This window comes from Salinisphaera sp. Q1T1-3 (assembly GCF_003602005.1).
Lineage (GTDB): Bacteria > Pseudomonadota > Gammaproteobacteria > Nevskiales > Salinisphaeraceae > Salinisphaera.
Genome location: NZ_QZWD01000014.1, coordinates 66,400 through 81,002, shown reverse-complemented (window position 1 = coordinate 81,002; position 14,603 = coordinate 66,400). Strand labels below are relative to the sequence as shown.

Here is a 14,603-nt window from a genome sequence, read left to right as displayed (position 1 = left end):
GCCTACGACGACGCCGCGCGTACGCCGCTCGATAATGCCGGCATGCCAGAAGCGTCGACGCGCGCGCAGACGACCGCCGGGGTCGAGCGGATCAATGTGGCCGCCACCCAGGGCAACGGTCTCGGGTGTCACGCCGGTGCCGATACGTTGGCTGATGCTGCGCGTGCCGCCGGCAAGCAGGAGACGCTCGCCCGGTATGCGCAGGATTACCCGAAAGGCCCGCACGACCAGCCGCAGGGCATGTGCCCGGCGTTTGGCTCGCTGCGCGTCGGCCTGCGCATGCGACGTACCGCCACCGTCCTGTCCGGTTCGGCCTGCTGCGTTTATGGCCTGACCTTCACCTCGCATTTCTACGGCGCCCGTCGCACGGTCGGCTACGTGCCGTTCGATTCCGAAACGCTGGTGACCGGCAAGCTGTTCGAGGATATCCGCGAGTCCGTGTTCAAGCTCGCCGATCCCGACAAGTACGATGCGGTCGTCGTCATCAATCTGTGCGTGCCGACGGCTTCCGGCGTGCCGCTCCAGCTTTTGCCCGACGAGATCGAGGGCGTACGCATCATCGGCATCGATGTGCCGGGCTTCGGCGTGCCGACGCATGCCGAGGCCAAGGACGTGCTCGCCGGCGCGATGCTCGGTTATGCACGCCGCGAGGCCGAGCACGGCCCGGTGGCGCCGCCGCGTGACGGCCAGGCCGAGCGTCCGACCGTGACCCTGCTCGGCGAGATGTTTCCGGCCGACCCGATGACCATCGATGCCCTGTTGGCCCCGATGAATCTGGCGGCTGGGCCAGCGGTTCCGACCCGCGAGTGGCGCGAGCTCTATGCCGCGCTCGACTGCGCAGCCGTGGCGGCGGTGCATCCGCATTACACGGCCTCGGTACGCGAGTTCGAGACGGCTGGGCGCCCGGTCGTCGCCTCGGCGCCGGTCGGCGTCGACGGCACACGCGACTGGCTGGCAGCAGTGGGCCGCGCCTGCGGTATCGCCGAGGATGACATTGCGGCGGCTCAGACCGCCTGTCTGCCGGCCATTCGTCAGGCATTGATCGAGGCGCCGATCGACGGCCGTATCGTGATGTCCGGATACGAGGGCTCGGAGCTGCTCGTGGCGCGGTTGCTGATCGAGGCAGGGGCCGATGTCCGATATGTCGGCACGGCCTGTCCGCGGACGGTCTGGTCGGAGCCGGATCGCGAGTGGCTGGAAAACCGAGGGGTGCGTGTGGTCTATCGGGCCTCGCTGGAATCCGATGTCGGCGCGATCCACGAATTCCAGCCGGATCTGGCCATCGGCACCACGCCGGTTGTCCAGAAAGCCAAGGAGCTGGCGATTCCGGGGCTTTATTTCACCAATCTCATCTCGGCGCGGCCGTTGATGGGGGCCGCCGGGGCGAAGTCGCTTGCCCCGGTGATCAACAACGCGATCGGCAACAAGACACGATTCGATGCCATGCGTGCCTTTTTCGACGGTGTCGGCGAAGGGCATGCCGCCGGCATATGGCAGAAGGTGCCCGGCGATCGGCCGAAATTCCGCGCCAAGCAGCGCCGGCATCTCGACAAGCTCAAGCGTCGTGCAGCTTCGGCCGAGACGCAGGATCTGGGCTGATGAACGCGCAACAGACGCTTGTCCTCGATCACGACCGCGCCGGCGGATACTGGGGGTCGGTATACGTATTCACTGCCATCAAGGGCCTGCAGGTCGTCATCGACGGCCCGGTCGGGTGTGAAAATCTGCCGGTCACGTCGGTACTGCATTACACCGACGGTCTGCCACCGCACGAACTGCCGATCGTGGTCACCGGCCTGTCCGAGGAGGAGCTCGGCGAAAAGGGTACGGAAGGCGCGATGCGGCGTGCCCACGAGCAGCTTGATCCCGATCTGCCGTCGGTCGTCGTGACCGGCTCCATCGCCGAGATGATTGGCGGCGGCGTCACCCCGGAGGGCACCGGCCTGAAGCGATTCCTGCCGCGCACGATCGACGAGGATCAGTGGCAGAGCGCCGACCGGGCGCTGGTCTGGCTGTGGACCGAGTTCGGGCCCAAGCGCGTTCGCCGGAAAGCACGCGCGGAAGACGAGCGGCCGCGCGTCAATCTCATCGGCGCGATCTACGGGATGTTCAATTCGGCCTCCGACATCGCCGAGCTCAAGCGGCTCGTCGAGGGGATCGGCGCCGAGGTCAACATGGTCTTCCCGATGGGCGAGCACTTGGCGGATATCGCCGAGCTCGGTCAGGCGGAAGCCAACGTCTGCCTGTACCGCGAATTCGGCCGGCAGCTGTGCGAGGCGCTCGATGTGCCGTTCCTGCAGGCCCCGATCGGCATGCACAGCACGACGAAATTCCTGCGTGCGCTGGGGCAGGTGCTCGAACTCGATCCCGAACCGTTCATCGAGCAGGAAAAGCACACGACCATCAAGCCGTTATGGGACCTGTGGCGTTCGGTCACCCAGGATTTCTTCGGCACTGCCAGCTTCGGCATTCATGCCAACGAGACCTATGCGCGCGGCGTGCGTCATTTTCTCGAAGAGGAAATGGGGCTGCCATGTCACTTCGCCTTCGCGCGTCGTCCCGGCGTGAAGCCGGACAACGAGGCGGTTTCCGAGGCGATTCGTGACCGCCAGCCGCTGATCGTGTTCGGCAGTTACAACGAGCGCATGTACATGGCCGAAAACGGCGTGCGGGCGATCTATATCCCGGCCTCGTTTCCCGGCGCCGTCATCCGACGCGCGACCGGCACACCCTTCATGGGGTATGCCGGGGCCGTCTGGCTTGTTCAGGAAGTATGCAACGCACTGTTCGATGCGCTGTTTCATATTCTGCCGCTGGCTGCGGACATGGACCAGGTCGATGCCACGCCAGCGCGTGCCGACGGGCGGGGCGAAACGATGCCCTGGGAAGCCGAGGCCCAGCAGTTGCTGGCCGATCATGTCGAGGCGCAGCCGGTGCTGGTGCGCATCTCCGCGGCCAAGAAGCTGCGGGATCGGGCGGAAGTCGAGGCCTCACAGGCCGGTGCGGAGGCCGTTGATCGCGACGCGGTCGCCCGTGCGCAGCGCCACATTGCATCGGAGCGTGCGGCATGAGCCCGCATGCATCTTCTAATCGCAGCGTGCGCGCTTTTTTGCGCGTCGTGCGTGATGAAACGACGCACGGCCACGGCCGGCGCCGACAGCAAGGGGGAACGACAGATGAAGCAATCGACACATCGCACCGGGCCGGAGGCCGCAGCACCGCTGGCCGTGCGCGAACGCTGTTATCGACGCGATTTCCGGCTGATCTACGCGGCCACGCTCGCTGTGAGCCTCCTGGTCACGCCCGTGATTCGTCTCTTGACCATCGGTCGTCGTCGTCGCAATCGCCGGCCCTCGATGCTGGCACAGGCACGTTCGGATGCCGGCCTCGTGGCGTCGTGTGCGCTGATGGGGTTCTAGCAGTTTTCTTCGCCGCGGCATGCGGCGGTTCCGGAACACGTCGTTTCGGCAGCTCGCCGCGGGCGGATGACGCGGTAACGGCCTCCGGGCCTTGTTGGGAGATCGTCAATGGATAAGGAAAAGGAAGTGCATCGATCGCTTTCCGGCCTGAGTGAGGCGGAAGCGAAAGAGTTTCACAAGATATTCGTGGTGAGTTTTCTCATCTTCGTGGTCATCGCGATGATTGCGCACATTCTGGTCTGGCAGTGGCGCCCGTGGCTGCTGACGCCCAGCGATGCGCAGGCCTCGATCGGCGTGCTCAAGGACGCCGCATCAACCCTTCATTCCTCGATCGTCTAGGAGCATCGACATGTGGCGAGTCTGGTTAATCTTCGATCCGCGTCGTGTGCTGCTGGGACTGTTCACGTTCCTGTTCGCACTGGCGCTGCTCATTCACTTCATCCTGCTCAGCACCGACCGTTACAACTGGCTCAACGGACCGCAGGCGCAGTCCAAGCCGGTGCCGCAGAACGTCTCCCCGATGCCGTCGAAAGACAGTTGAGGCGCTCGATCGGCCCCGGGCACCGGCGCGCGCGAGTGGATGCGTCGTGTCCGGGGGCCGATCGCGGGAAATAGGTCACGGGCCATCTATCGAGGTCCGTTTGCGGGGGATATGAGCCATGTCGATGCTCAGTTTCGAGAAAAAGTACCGGATACGCGGCGGCACCCTGGTCGGGGGAGATCTGTTCGATTTCTGGATCGGACCGTTCTATTGCGGCTTCTTCGGTATCACCACGATCTTCTTTTCGGTGCTGGGAACCGCACTGATCGTTTATGGCGCCGCGCTGGGACCGACATGGAACATCTGGCAGATCAGCATCGCGCCGCCCGATCTCAAGTACGGGCTGGCTTTCGCCCCGCTGCGCGACGGCGGGCTGTGGCAGATCATCACCGTATGTGCCATCGGTGCCTTCGTGTCGTGGGCGCTGCGTGAAGTCGAGATCTGTCGCAAGCTGGGGATCGGCTACCACGTGCCGTTCGCGTTCTCGGTCGCGATCTTCGCGTATGTGAGTCTGGTGGTCATACGGCCCATGCTCATGGGCGCCTGGGGATACGGTTTTCCCTACGGCATCATGAGCCATCTCGACTGGGTGTCGAACACCGGCTACCAGTATCTGCATTTTCACTACAACCCGGCCCACATGCTGGCGGTGACGTTCTTTTTCACCACCACGTTCATGCTGGCGATGCACGGTGGCGCGGTGCTTTCGGCGATCAACCCGCAAAAAGGCGAGACGGTGCGTCTGGCCGAGCATGAGAACTCGTTCTTTCGTGACCTGATGGGGTATTCGGTCGGGGAGCTCGGTATTCATCGCCTGGGCCTCGCTCTGGCGCTGTCGGCCGGTTTCTTCAGCGCCGTTTGCATCATCATCAGTGGCCCGTTCTGGGCACAGGGATGGCCGAGCTGGTGGAACTGGTGGCTGCAGCTGCCGATCTGGAACTAGGGGGAGACGATGGCCGAATACCAGAACATATTCACGCGCGTCGTCGTCGATGCCCCGACCGATCCCGGGGTCGATCTCGGTCGTGACGGCAATGCGTCCCGGATGTCATCGTGGACGATTCACTCGCGATGGGCCGGGCGCATTGGTGACGCCCAGATCGGTCCGTTGTATCTGGGCTGGTGGGGCTGTGCCTCGCTGTTGTTCGGCTTCATCGCCTTCGAGATCATCGGGCTCAACATGTGGGCCTCGGTCGGCTGGGATCCGGTGCAGTTCATCCGGCTGCTGCCGTGGCTGTCGCTCGATCCGCCGCCGGAGTCCTACGGGCTGTCGTTACCGCCGCTTGCCCAGGGCGGCTGGTGGCTCATCGCCGGTTTCTTCCTCACGGTATCCATCTTGATGTGGTGGGTCCGGGTCTATCGAAGAGCGCGTGCCCTGGGTATGGGCACGCATGTGGCCTGGGCTTTCGCGGCCGCGATCTGGCTTTATCTGGTGCTGGGTTTCATCCGGCCGGTGATGATGGGCGCCTGGGGCGAAGCGGTCCCATTCGGCATCTTCCCGCATCTGGATTGGACGGCTGCCTTTTCGCTGCGCTACGGGAATCTGTTCTATAACCCGTTTCACATGTTGTCGATCGTGTTCCTGTACGGCTCGGTCCTGCTCTTCGCAATGCATGGGGCCACCATTCTCGCGGTGGCGCGCTACGGCGGCGAGCGCGAGATCGAGCAGGCCGTCGATCGTGGAACGGCGGCCGAGCGGGCTGCCCTGTTCTGGCGGTGGACCATGGGCTTCAACGCGACCATGGAATCCATTCACCGCTGGGCCTGGTGGTTCGCACTGCTCTGTCCGCTGGTTGGCGGTATCGGGATCCTGTTGTCGGGCACGGTGGTCGACAACTGGTACCTCTGGGGCATGCACCACGGCCTGGTCACGCCGCCGCCCGGCGCCGACAGCGTGCCGCAGGTGCCGATGACACAAGGCGGTGGCTCATGATTCGGGAAACCCTGCGTATTCTGCGTGTCGTCGGCCAGCGCACAGCCGGATTTCTCGCCGGCCTTGGCGCGGCGCGTATCGCCGTCGGACTCGGCGGATTCGTCATCATTCTGCTGGTTTTCTTCATGCTGTTCACTGCCGGCTGGGATCGGCCGCCCATGAAGAGCGTTCAGACCGGCTATCGCGGTGGCGGGCAGTCGTTGGTTTACAACCCGCGCAAGGTCTCCGACCAGATGGCCGCGACCGATTTCCAGAACGCACCGCCCAAGGCGAGCAGTGGGGGGCCGCGGGCCGGGGCGGTCTTTGAGAATGTCCAGGTGCTACGTAACCTCAGCGTCGGTCAATTCCTGCGTCAGATGCAGGGCATGGCCAATGCCGTCGCACCGGATCAGGGATGCAGCTACTGTCACGCCAACGGCAACTATGCCTCGGACAAGCTCTACACCAAGCGCGTGGCGCGTCGCATGCTGCAGATGACGCGCGAGATCAACACCAAATGGGCGGCACACGTCGATGGCGTCGGGGTCACCTGTTACACCTGTCATCGTGGCAACAACGTCCCCGAAAACGTGTGGGCGAACAAGGTGGCGGGCGTGACGCAGGAAGGCAGCGGTAAATTGCCGCCCTCGAAGGAGAACGGTTACGCGTCACTACCGTCGGACCTGTATCACGCGTATCTGCAGATGGATAAATCCATCAACGTACAGAGCAATTATGCGATGCCCAATGGCGCCAAGTCGGATATCCAGGATACCGAGGGCGTGTTCGGTCTCATGATTCACATGTCCAACGCGCTCGGCGTGAATTGTTCGTTTTGCCACAACTCCCGTGCCTTTTCGTCCTGGGAGGGCCAGGGCCGCCCGCACAAGATCCGGGCATGGTATGGCATCCACATGCTGCGTGAGCTCAACGAAACGTATATGGACTCGCTGGCCGATACGTTCCCGCCGAGCCAGAAGGGGCCGGACGGCAAGCCCTTCGGCATCAATTGCGAGACTTGTCACCAGGGTGTCTACAAGCCGCTTTACGGCCAGAAAGTGATCGCTGATTACCCGGCGCTCGCCGTGCCCGACAACAGCGGCGGGAACGGCAAGCCGATACCGGCGAGCGCCCCACGGCCGGGGTCGGATAAGACAGAGCACCCGGCGACACCGGGAAACCGGCCAATGCCGACGATGCCGAGGTCGGCGTCGACCGAGGGATCGTCGCCGGCGAACGGCGCGCAGGGCGGCTGAAGATCGCCGGCGCAGACCGATCGGTGTGCGCCGGCAGACTCACACGCCGCCGGCCGGCTCGGCGGCGTGTGAGATCAATGCTTTTTAAAGCGCCGCGTCGGCGCGGAAGGCGTCGTAATCGGCGGTCAGCGTGTCCAGGATCTCGAAATGTGGCAGTGCGCCGGTCTCATAACCGCGGATCGCCCAGTTCGGCTTGTCGCCATAATCGACCTTGCGGCGGTAATCGATGAAATCGCCGCGGCTGCCGTGGGCCATCCAGATCGGCAATGACAGGCGATCATAGACATCGCTGATGTCATTGCTGAACAGATAGCCGGAAAGGAAGGAAAACGGGGCGTGACGCGCGCCCGGCTGGTGGGCGCTCGCATGGGCGTACTCGAACATACCTTCGTCGATATCCGGGCTGCCCCAGGTCTTCTGGAGAAAATATCGGATGCTCGGGCGCGACGTCAGTCCCGCAAACAGACCTCTGCCGAGGCCCTGCGACGCCGTGACGCCGCGATACAGCCAGGGTATGCCGCGCGTGGTTTCCGGGGCGCCGCGTCGTTCGGCGCCTTCGGCGAAACCGGTCGGACTGATGAAGCCGAGTGTGGCAAAGGCCCGGGCCCGTTCGTCCGCGGCCCGGCCCAGGAATTCACAGGACAACGACAGCGCCACTGCATCGATCGGCAGATCATGACCGGCCGCCACGATGGCATCGACGACGGCATGCACGGCGTCGGTCATCACACGCGGTTCATAGCGAATCGCCCGGCGTGTCGAAAAGCCGTAGCCGGGCAGATCCAGCGCGAAGACCGGGCGCTCGCGAGCGTAGTGGTCGTACAGCGGCTTGACCTCGTAGGCGGAGGCCGCCGCGTTCACGCTGTGCACGAATAGCATCGGGCGCTCGTGGCGTGCCGTCTCCGCCGGGGCGCTGGCGTAATAGCTGATGCGCCCGTTTTCACCGTCGATGACGTGACGGGTCCCATCCAGGGCCGGGGCGAGATCGAAAGGCTCGTTCATCGTGAAAACTACCGCAATGAAATGAACAGGGGCTGGTCCGACTTTCTAGCAACGGCCGCGCGAATGCGGCGCGGCGGCGACGGCCTTGTGGGGCGTCCGGCGGGTATGCGAACCATTGCTTGTCGAGACGCCGGTGTTCTCGGCCGGGCCATCGCCGGGGCGGGGGCCGTGATGGCTCCAACGCCATAGCAGGGCCGCCGGGATCGGCAGAAAGAGACAGGCATGTTCGAGCACGGCAAGCCCGGACAGGGTGCCGACGAGCAGAAAACCGGCGGTGGTGAAACCGTCGGCCTCGACGGCCAGCGCCGTATCGAGGCAGGCTGCGGTGACCAGGCTGCCGCAGGTCACGGACAGTGGAAAAAGCGGATTCATGCGGCGCTTTCTGAAAAAACTCTTCAGGTAGGCCAGATGTGACGGCAGAAAATCGTCGTTGGTATTGCGCACGCCGAGAAAGAGGTTGAGCTTGGCGCTGACGTGCATCGCCCAGAGCACGAGATAGGTCCACAGACCGATCCGGTTCGGCATGTGCCAGCATGACACCAGTAGCACGGCGCCCATCAGCAACGCTGCCAGCTCGTGCCAGAGACTGGCCGCGATCCCGTAGCCAAAGCGCGCCCACCCGTGGGCGTCGCGCGGACACGCGCGCTCGCGCGGCCCGGTGATGAAGCCCATGTAATAGGTCATGGTCTGCCACCCCCAGAGCGTGAGCCCGCACGTGAACGACAGATAGGCCGCGAAGGCACCGCGGTCGCCGCCGCTCTGTAACAACCCGACGAAAGCGGCGACCGCGACTAGCGTCGCGACGGCGAGACTCCAACGACGCCCGCGTTTCGGCAAGGCATTGAGCAGGAAAAGACAGCCGGTTGCGAACCACCACACGAAGACGGCATAGACCAGTGGCAGCGCGAACTCGGTCATCGGACAGGTGCTACCAGGTCGGTGCCAACCGGACGCGTTCCGGTTGTTGGTGGTGTTTTACCGGCAGCAGATAGAGCCGCGTGAAGATCGCGGCCGCTGCCACAGCCAGCCCGGCCCGCTTGAATGGCGCGAGCAGGCCGCCGCGCTTCTTGGCAGCCTCCATGCGATGCGCGATGCGCGTGAGCCGATCGAGGCCGGCACGGAATTTCGGACTGTCGAAATTCAGCGTGACGGGAAAGACCTGCTCGGCGATCTCGCTGGTGATCGAGAAGACCCGCATATCGTATTCGGTCGGGTCGACGTCGAGCGCGGCATGAAAGGCCGGTCGGCTGTGATCGCGGACGTACATGGTCGCGAACACGGCGAGCTGGAAGAAGCGGATCCAGAGCTTGTTTCGCCCGGCAAGCAATTCCGGGTTGGCGTGCATCAATAAGGCAAAGGCCTCGCCGTGACGAAATTCGTCCTGACACCACCGCTCGAACCACGAGAACAGCGGGTGGAAACGCAACTCCGGATGAGACTCGAGTTTGCGATAGATGCTGATGTAACGCGCGTAGCCGATCTTTTCGGAAAGATAGGTCGCGTAGAAGACGAACTTCGGCTTGAAATATTTGTATTTCTTGGTCTTGGTCAGGAAACCGAGATCCACGCCCATGTCGAAATCCTTGAGCGTGTCGTTGAGGAAACCGGCGTGTCGAGCCTCGTCGCGCGTCATGTAGGAGAACAGTTCGCGGATATCGGGATTGTTCACCCGTTTCTTGATTTCGGCATAGAGCACGCACCCGGAGAATTCGGCCGTGACCGAGCTGACCACGAAATCGATGAATTCCTTGCGCAGCGCAGGGTCCATGGCCTCGATGGCGCCCGTGAAGTCATTCTCACGCACGAAATGGCCCTTGTTCTCGTCAGCCCGCAGCTCGGCAATGAGGTCGTCCCATTCCTCGCGTACGCCCTCGATGTCCATGGCATCCAGGGCCGCGAAATCGGTGGTGTAGAAGTGCGGGGACAGAACGGTGTCTTCGCGCGCCTTATCGGTGGTCGCCGTGCGAGTCGAGGCCTCTGTCGTATCGGCAGTGCTCATAGTTGTCTCCGCTCGGTGAAACTCAGATCAAACAGTTCGAGGAATTCGCCCATCGCGGAAAAGCGGCCCCAGAATGCATCCCACGGGCCGCCTCGCATGACCTGAGCACGCCGCTCGCAGGTAAGGGTCTTGCCGTAGGGCACATCGGTCGGCGCGTCGATGACCTGGACCGCATCGCCGCATTCCGGCGCCACACCCTGCAGCTCGACGTTACTGTGAAGAAAATCGAAGGTGTTTTCGACCGTTACCACGCAGGGCACCTCGAAGAGCGTGCGCCCGAGCAGGCGATCGAACCAGCTTAACTGCATCATGGCGAATGACTCGTGGATTGCGCGCGCGCGACCTGTGGGTCCGCATCGCCCATCGGCTGGTCGTCGAGCAGTCGACCGAATGCCGCGGCATTGGTCGGCCCGAAGGCACGCAGATAGATCCGGCGATGGGTGGCCGGGTCGGCCAGAACCAATCGGCCGTCGGCGAGCCGACTCAGCTTGAAGGGGACGCTCGGGCCGATGTCGTCGATCTTGCGTGCCTGGACAAGCCCGCGCATCACGGCTCGCAGGAAGCCGTTGGTACCGGGTGTCAGCGTGGCGATGTGTTGTGGCCCGCCGGCCCCGTCGACGGCGGTCACGATGACATCGCCGTTGTCGGCATCGGCGAACTTCAGATAACGGCTCTTGACCGCGTCGGTCGTGGCCGGCACCTGGGCGGCCGGTGCCACATCGGCCAGACGGACTGTCGCCACGAAGACGAGCGTGACGATCAGGAGAATGGCGCCGCCGATCAGGGCGCCCTTCGGGAAATTGTCGCGATATTCTCGATCGGCCATGTCAGGCGATGGCACGACGTTGCGTCGCGTCCTGTGCGGCGTCGGCGCTCGGCTCGCCGGCGGCGACACGCGGCAGGCCACTGTCCTCGGGTTCGACGAAGTCCGCGAGTGCATCGGACAGGATGTCCGCGGCAAGTCGGCCATCGCTCAGCGCACGCATCATCGGCTCCGGTCGACGAAACCGGCCCGGCCGGACGTTGGGCCAGAGAATGACGTAGCTCGAATTCTGGCCGCGGGCCACCCGCACCGGGACATCGCTGGTCCCGTCGCGATGATGACGGGCCGCGGCGGATTCGATCTGGGCGAACGGCACGTTGATGCTCATCGGCAGCGCGATGCCGGAACGAATCACGACTCGCCGGCTGGTGATCGTGTAGACCGTTACCCGGGCATACAACCCGGCCAGGCCACACAGCAGGGCGACGCCCAGCACCGCCGGAATAGCGAGCCGCATGGCGGTGACGCCGATCGCCCAGTACTGGCCGGTCGCCATCTCATAGGCCGCGAAGATCAGCCACAGCAGACCGAAATAGATGGCCACCTTGCGTGCGTGAAACGCACGCAAGGCCAGGGCTCGCCAGCTCGGCGCGCCCTGCCAGAGAATATGTTCGCCGTCCGGCGGCCGTTCGGGCAGGCCCCGGATCGGCTCGACCGCGTACTCGTTATGGCTCACAGAAGCGCTTCCCGACCCCGCGGATGAGTGAACAGATGGCCGCCCCCGAAATAGCCGGTGATGGCATCCTCTTCGCGGCGTGTGACGACGTCCATGCGCGCATGGCCGGGTACGAAGGCAAAATCCGCGGCCCGTATCGAGCTTACCTTGATCCGGTGATGACGCACCTGCACGCGCGCGAAACCGGTTGGCAGCAGGACGCGACGCGGCTCGGCCGGAACGGCGCCAGCCGTGTTGTGTTCGTTCTCGTCGAGAATGGCGTCGTCCAGCGTGATTTCGAAATACAGGATGCGTGGCTCGGCGCGATCGACCCAGACATCGTAGACCGTGCCGGCGATACGGCCGTCGGCGGCCACCACCGGCATACCACACGGATCGGCATCGCCGGCGATGATCCGATAGCCACCAAGCACGCGCATCGGCCCGATTTTCGGGTCGCCGTGGACGGTCAGATCCGGCACGTCGCGCCGCATGGCGTAGCTGGCCGGGCCCACCGCGTCGCGTAGCGGATTGCCGGTCGGTTCGAGCGGGAAGCCGAACAGTGGCCGATCGGCATCGATCACACCGCGAATCTCGGGCTGTACGACCGGCTCCCGTGGCGCGATCAGATCGGCCTCGCCGTGCGGCATCGCCCAGCGCTTGGGCGGCGGCGGCGCCGGAAAGCCGACTACCGGCGTTCGCGGTGCCCGCCGGCTGCGATCGGATTCCAGCGGATATCCTTCGCGCTTGTCCTCGCGACGCAGGTGGATGATCAGGCCGGCGAAGAATATCCAGAACGCATAGAGCACCATCTGGGCGACATCCATGTGGCTGGTGATGTATCCGGTGGGCATGGCGGTCACCTCACTGTGATTAGCCCGGGAATTCGGCGATGCCGAATGACTTGGTATCCACCGGTCCGGGATCGGTCCGGTAACGCGCCAGCGGCCCGATCACGGCAAGCGTGACGAACAGCAGGACGATTTCGAGGCAGTAGACGAGCCCGTAACCGGTGGCCGGGCCATTCAACGCAGCACCGAGCGCACCGTGGCGGGCCAGTTCGGACAGTGTATCGCGCAGGACGCCGCCAAGCGCCAGACCGGCGCCGGCGGCAGTGGCCTGAACTGCGCCCCAGGCGCCGAGCGCCAGGCCATTGGCATCGGCCCGGGTCAGCGTCATCGCCGCGATCAGCGTGCCGACGGCAAACAGGCCGCCGCCGAAACCGATACCGGTCGTGCCGATCCGAAAGACCAGACCGGAGGCCAGGGGCGCGGCGAATATCACGATCGTGAACGCCACGATGCCGATCAGCGCGCCGATCGCGGCCAGGCGATGCGGATTCACGCCACGATTGAGTGCGCGCGCGGCGATGGCGAACGCCACCAGCGTGCCGGCCGCGAGCAGGGCGGTCAGCTCGGTCGTGGCGCTGACCGACAGCCCGAGAATCTGGCCGCCGTACGGTTCAAGCAGAATATCCTGCATCGAAAAGCCGGCGGTGCCGAGGCCGACCGCCAGCATGAAGCGTCGCGTGCCGCCCTGGGCCAGAAAAGCGCGCCAGGTTTCGCGAAACGCGGGCCGGGCCTCGATCGTGCGGCCCGGTCGACGCGGTTCCTGTTTCCAAAGCGCAGCCAGATTGAGCACCATCGTCAGCAGACCGGCGCCCTGTACGACGCGGATCAGACGCAGTTCGGAAAAATCGGCGAGCAACCAGCCGAAGGCGAGTGCCGCGAAGAGCATGCCGACGAGCAGCATGACGTAGAGCAGGGCAACGACGCGCGGTCTGGCCTTGGGTGGGGCCAGGTCCGTGGCCAGGGCCAGCCCGGCGGTCTGAACGGTGTGCAGGCCGGCGCCGGTGATCAGAAAAGCCAGCGCGGCCGCTGCGGGGCCCATCCAGCCCGGTGCATTGGAATCGCCCGACAGGACGATGAGCGCGAACGGCATGATGGCCAGCCCGCCGAACTGGGCGAGCGTGCCGAACCAGATGTAGGGCACGCGCTTCCAGCCGAGCGCCGAGCGATGATGGTCGGAACGGAAACCGATGAACGCACGCACCGGAGCAAAGACCAGCGGCAGGGCGACCATGACCGAGACCAGCCAGGCCGGCACGCCGAGCTCGACGATCATCACGCGGTTGAGGGTACCGTTGAGCAGCACGATGGCCATGCCGACCGTGATCTGGAACAACGACAGTCGCATGATACGGGCGAGCGGCAGATGGCTCGTGGCGGCATCGGCGAAGGGCAGATAACGCGGTCCGATCGCGTTGATTGCCTCCGACAGACTGCTCGCCCGTTTCTTCATCGCGACAGCTCCAGCGCCTGGGAGATATAGAACCCCCGTGCGATGCGGGCGCTGCGACCGGTCTGCCACGCGGCCAGGCGGTCATCGGCGGCCACCATGCGCCGCAGGCGACGGTCGCCGACCGGTTTGATCTGCGGGGCCCGATCGCTGCGCGGGAACAGGCGCCCGGTGGCATGCATCAGGCTGAGCAGCATCGTTCGCGGCGCGAAGGTGACCAGTACACCGTGTCGCGCGCGAGCCGTCATGGCGACGATCATTTCGTGCATGTCCGGTGCGTTGTAATGGATCACCGAATCCATGGCGACGACATAATCGAAATCGCCGAGCGCCGGGTCGAGCATATCGCCTTCCTGAAAGACGACGCGGCCGGACTCGAAGCGCTGCGGCACGCGCTCACGGGCGAGTCGGATCAGGTTGGGGGACAGATCCACCGCCACCACATCGCCACCGCGCCGGGCGGCTTCGGTGGCCAGCATGCCGGTCCCGCAACCGGCGTCGAGGATGCGGGCGCCGGTCAGATCGGCGGGCAGCCAGCCGAGCAGCGTATCCCGCATGGCCTCGCGTCCGGCGCGCACGGTCGCACGGATGCGCGAGACCGGCGCATCGGAGGTCAGCTTCGACCAGGCATCGACAGCGGTGCGATCGAAGTAGTCTTCGATCTGGCTCCGAGTGGCCCTGTAGCTTTCCATGCGCGC

17 protein-coding genes are annotated in these 14,603 nt (G+C 64.6%); 8 read left to right on the top strand and 9 right to left on the bottom strand.

Features of this window, described 5'->3' with window-relative positions:
* The first annotated feature begins 42 nt into the window (after positions 1-42).
* The 8 genes from bchY to pufC all read left to right on the top strand — a co-directional run bounded on the left by bchY (position 43) and on the right by pufC (position 7,128).
* Complete coding sequence (gene bchY / locus D3260_RS13245; RefSeq protein WP_370456304.1) at positions 43-1,599, top strand: chlorophyllide a reductase subunit Y; 1,557 nt, start codon at positions 43-45, stop codon at positions 1,597-1,599.
* Positions 1,599-3,071 carry a chlorophyllide a reductase subunit Z gene (gene bchZ / locus D3260_RS13240; protein WP_120099080.1) on the top strand — a complete coding sequence of 491 codons (1,473 nt, stop codon included), beginning with the start codon at positions 1,599-1,601 and terminating at the stop codon, positions 3,069-3,071. Before bchY ends, bchZ begins: the two co-directional genes overlap by 1 nt.
* Positions 3,072-3,176: 105 nt before the next feature.
* On the top strand, positions 3,177-3,419 hold the full coding sequence (locus D3260_RS13235) for a hypothetical protein (RefSeq protein ID WP_158583536.1): 243 nt from the start codon (positions 3,177-3,179) through the stop codon (positions 3,417-3,419).
* 108 nt (positions 3,420-3,527) lie between these two features.
* On the top strand, positions 3,528-3,758 hold the full coding sequence (gene pufB, locus D3260_RS13230; RefSeq protein WP_120099078.1) for a light-harvesting antenna LH1, beta subunit: 231 nt from the start codon (positions 3,528-3,530) through the stop codon (positions 3,756-3,758).
* A 10-nt stretch (positions 3,759-3,768) separates the two neighbouring features.
* A complete protein-coding gene (pufA, locus tag D3260_RS13225; RefSeq protein ID WP_120099077.1) occupies positions 3,769-3,960 on the top strand; it encodes a light-harvesting antenna LH1, alpha subunit in 192 nt (63 codons plus the stop codon).
* A 118-nt stretch (positions 3,961-4,078) separates the two neighbouring features.
* Positions 4,079-4,903 (top strand): photosynthetic reaction center subunit L, encoded by an 825-nt coding sequence (gene pufL, locus D3260_RS13220; protein WP_120099076.1) that lies wholly within the window; start codon positions 4,079-4,081, stop codon positions 4,901-4,903.
* A 9-nt stretch (positions 4,904-4,912) separates the two neighbouring features.
* Complete coding sequence (pufM, locus tag D3260_RS13215; protein WP_120099075.1) at positions 4,913-5,893, top strand: photosynthetic reaction center subunit M; 981 nt, start codon at positions 4,913-4,915, stop codon at positions 5,891-5,893.
* Complete coding sequence (pufC, locus tag D3260_RS13210; RefSeq protein ID WP_120099074.1) at positions 5,890-7,128, top strand: photosynthetic reaction center cytochrome PufC; 1,239 nt, start codon at positions 5,890-5,892, stop codon at positions 7,126-7,128. Before pufM ends, pufC begins: the two co-directional genes overlap by 4 nt.
* An 84-nt stretch (positions 7,129-7,212) precedes the next feature.
* Here pufC and D3260_RS13205 read toward each other — a convergent pair whose 3' ends face one another.
* From D3260_RS13205 to bchM, 9 genes are read right to left on the bottom strand one after another with little or no spacing between them, the layout of a single operon-like run.
* Complete coding sequence (locus tag D3260_RS13205; RefSeq protein ID WP_120099073.1) at positions 7,213-8,130, bottom strand: alpha/beta fold hydrolase; 918 nt, start codon at positions 8,128-8,130, stop codon at positions 7,213-7,215.
* A gap of 45 nt (positions 8,131-8,175) precedes the next feature.
* Complete coding sequence (gene puhE, locus D3260_RS13200; RefSeq protein ID WP_120099072.1) at positions 8,176-9,048, bottom strand: putative photosynthetic complex assembly protein PuhE; 873 nt, start codon at positions 9,046-9,048, stop codon at positions 8,176-8,178.
* Between the two features lie 10 nt (positions 9,049-9,058).
* Positions 9,059-10,129: a magnesium-protoporphyrin IX monomethyl ester (oxidative) cyclase gene (acsF, locus tag D3260_RS13195; RefSeq protein WP_120099071.1), complete on the bottom strand. Its 1,071-nt coding sequence runs from the start codon at positions 10,127-10,129 to the stop codon at positions 9,059-9,061.
* On the bottom strand, positions 10,126-10,440 hold the full coding sequence (locus tag D3260_RS13190) for a hypothetical protein (protein WP_120099070.1): 315 nt from the start codon (positions 10,438-10,440) through the stop codon (positions 10,126-10,128). Before D3260_RS13190 ends, acsF begins: the two co-directional genes overlap by 4 nt.
* Positions 10,437-10,955 (bottom strand): photosynthetic complex assembly protein PuhC, encoded by a 519-nt coding sequence (puhC, locus tag D3260_RS13185; RefSeq protein ID WP_120099069.1) that lies wholly within the window; start codon positions 10,953-10,955, stop codon positions 10,437-10,439. Before puhC ends, D3260_RS13190 begins: the two co-directional genes overlap by 4 nt.
* 1 nt (position 10,956) lies before the next feature.
* A complete protein-coding gene (puhB, locus tag D3260_RS13180) occupies positions 10,957-11,628 on the bottom strand; it encodes a photosynthetic complex putative assembly protein PuhB (RefSeq protein ID WP_120099068.1) in 672 nt (223 codons plus the stop codon).
* The gene (gene puhA, locus D3260_RS13175; RefSeq protein WP_120099067.1) at positions 11,625-12,461 is read right to left on the bottom strand and encodes a photosynthetic reaction center subunit H; all 837 of its coding nucleotides are present in this window, start codon (positions 12,459-12,461) and stop codon (positions 11,625-11,627) included. Before puhA ends, puhB begins: the two co-directional genes overlap by 4 nt.
* 19 nt (positions 12,462-12,480) lie before the next feature.
* Positions 12,481-13,908, bottom strand: coding sequence for a BCD family MFS transporter (locus D3260_RS13170; RefSeq protein ID WP_120099066.1), 1,428 nt, complete (start codon positions 13,906-13,908; stop codon positions 12,481-12,483).
* Positions 13,905-14,597 carry a magnesium protoporphyrin IX methyltransferase gene (bchM, locus tag D3260_RS13165; protein ID WP_120099104.1) on the bottom strand — a complete coding sequence of 231 codons (693 nt, stop codon included), beginning with the start codon at positions 14,595-14,597 and terminating at the stop codon, positions 13,905-13,907. The genes D3260_RS13170 and bchM overlap by 4 nt, the downstream gene beginning before the upstream one ends.
* Positions 14,598-14,603: the final 6 nt, after the last annotated feature.

Coding starts and splice junctions, on each gene's coding strand:
- bchY (WP_370456304.1), top strand. CDS start 43: ATGCCAGAAGCGTCGACGCGCGCGCAGACGACCGCCGGGGTCGAGCGG.
- bchZ (WP_120099080.1), top strand. CDS start 1,599: ATGAACGCGCAACAGACGCTTGTCCTCGATCACGACCGCGCCGGCGGA.
- D3260_RS13235 (WP_158583536.1), top strand. CDS start 3,177: ATGAAGCAATCGACACATCGCACCGGGCCGGAGGCCGCAGCACCGCTG.
- pufB (WP_120099078.1), top strand. CDS start 3,528: ATGGATAAGGAAAAGGAAGTGCATCGATCGCTTTCCGGCCTGAGTGAG.
- pufA (WP_120099077.1), top strand. CDS start 3,769: ATGTGGCGAGTCTGGTTAATCTTCGATCCGCGTCGTGTGCTGCTGGGA.
- pufL (WP_120099076.1), top strand. CDS start 4,079: ATGTCGATGCTCAGTTTCGAGAAAAAGTACCGGATACGCGGCGGCACC.
- pufM (WP_120099075.1), top strand. CDS start 4,913: ATGGCCGAATACCAGAACATATTCACGCGCGTCGTCGTCGATGCCCCG.
- pufC (WP_120099074.1), top strand. CDS start 5,890: ATGATTCGGGAAACCCTGCGTATTCTGCGTGTCGTCGGCCAGCGCACA.
- D3260_RS13205 (WP_120099073.1), bottom strand. CDS start 8,130: ATGAACGAGCCTTTCGATCTCGCCCCGGCCCTGGATGGGACCCGTCAC.
- puhE (WP_120099072.1), bottom strand. CDS start 9,048: ATGACCGAGTTCGCGCTGCCACTGGTCTATGCCGTCTTCGTGTGGTGG.
- acsF (WP_120099071.1), bottom strand. CDS start 10,129: ATGAGCACTGCCGATACGACAGAGGCCTCGACTCGCACGGCGACCACC.
- D3260_RS13190 (WP_120099070.1), bottom strand. CDS start 10,440: ATGATGCAGTTAAGCTGGTTCGATCGCCTGCTCGGGCGCACGCTCTTC.
- puhC (WP_120099069.1), bottom strand. CDS start 10,955: ATGGCCGATCGAGAATATCGCGACAATTTCCCGAAGGGCGCCCTGATC.
- puhA (WP_120099067.1), bottom strand. CDS start 12,461: ATGCCCACCGGATACATCACCAGCCACATGGATGTCGCCCAGATGGTG.
- D3260_RS13170 (WP_120099066.1), bottom strand. CDS start 13,908: ATGAAGAAACGGGCGAGCAGTCTGTCGGAGGCAATCAACGCGATCGGA.
- bchM (WP_120099104.1), bottom strand. CDS start 14,597: ATGGAAAGCTACAGGGCCACTCGGAGCCAGATCGAAGACTACTTCGAT.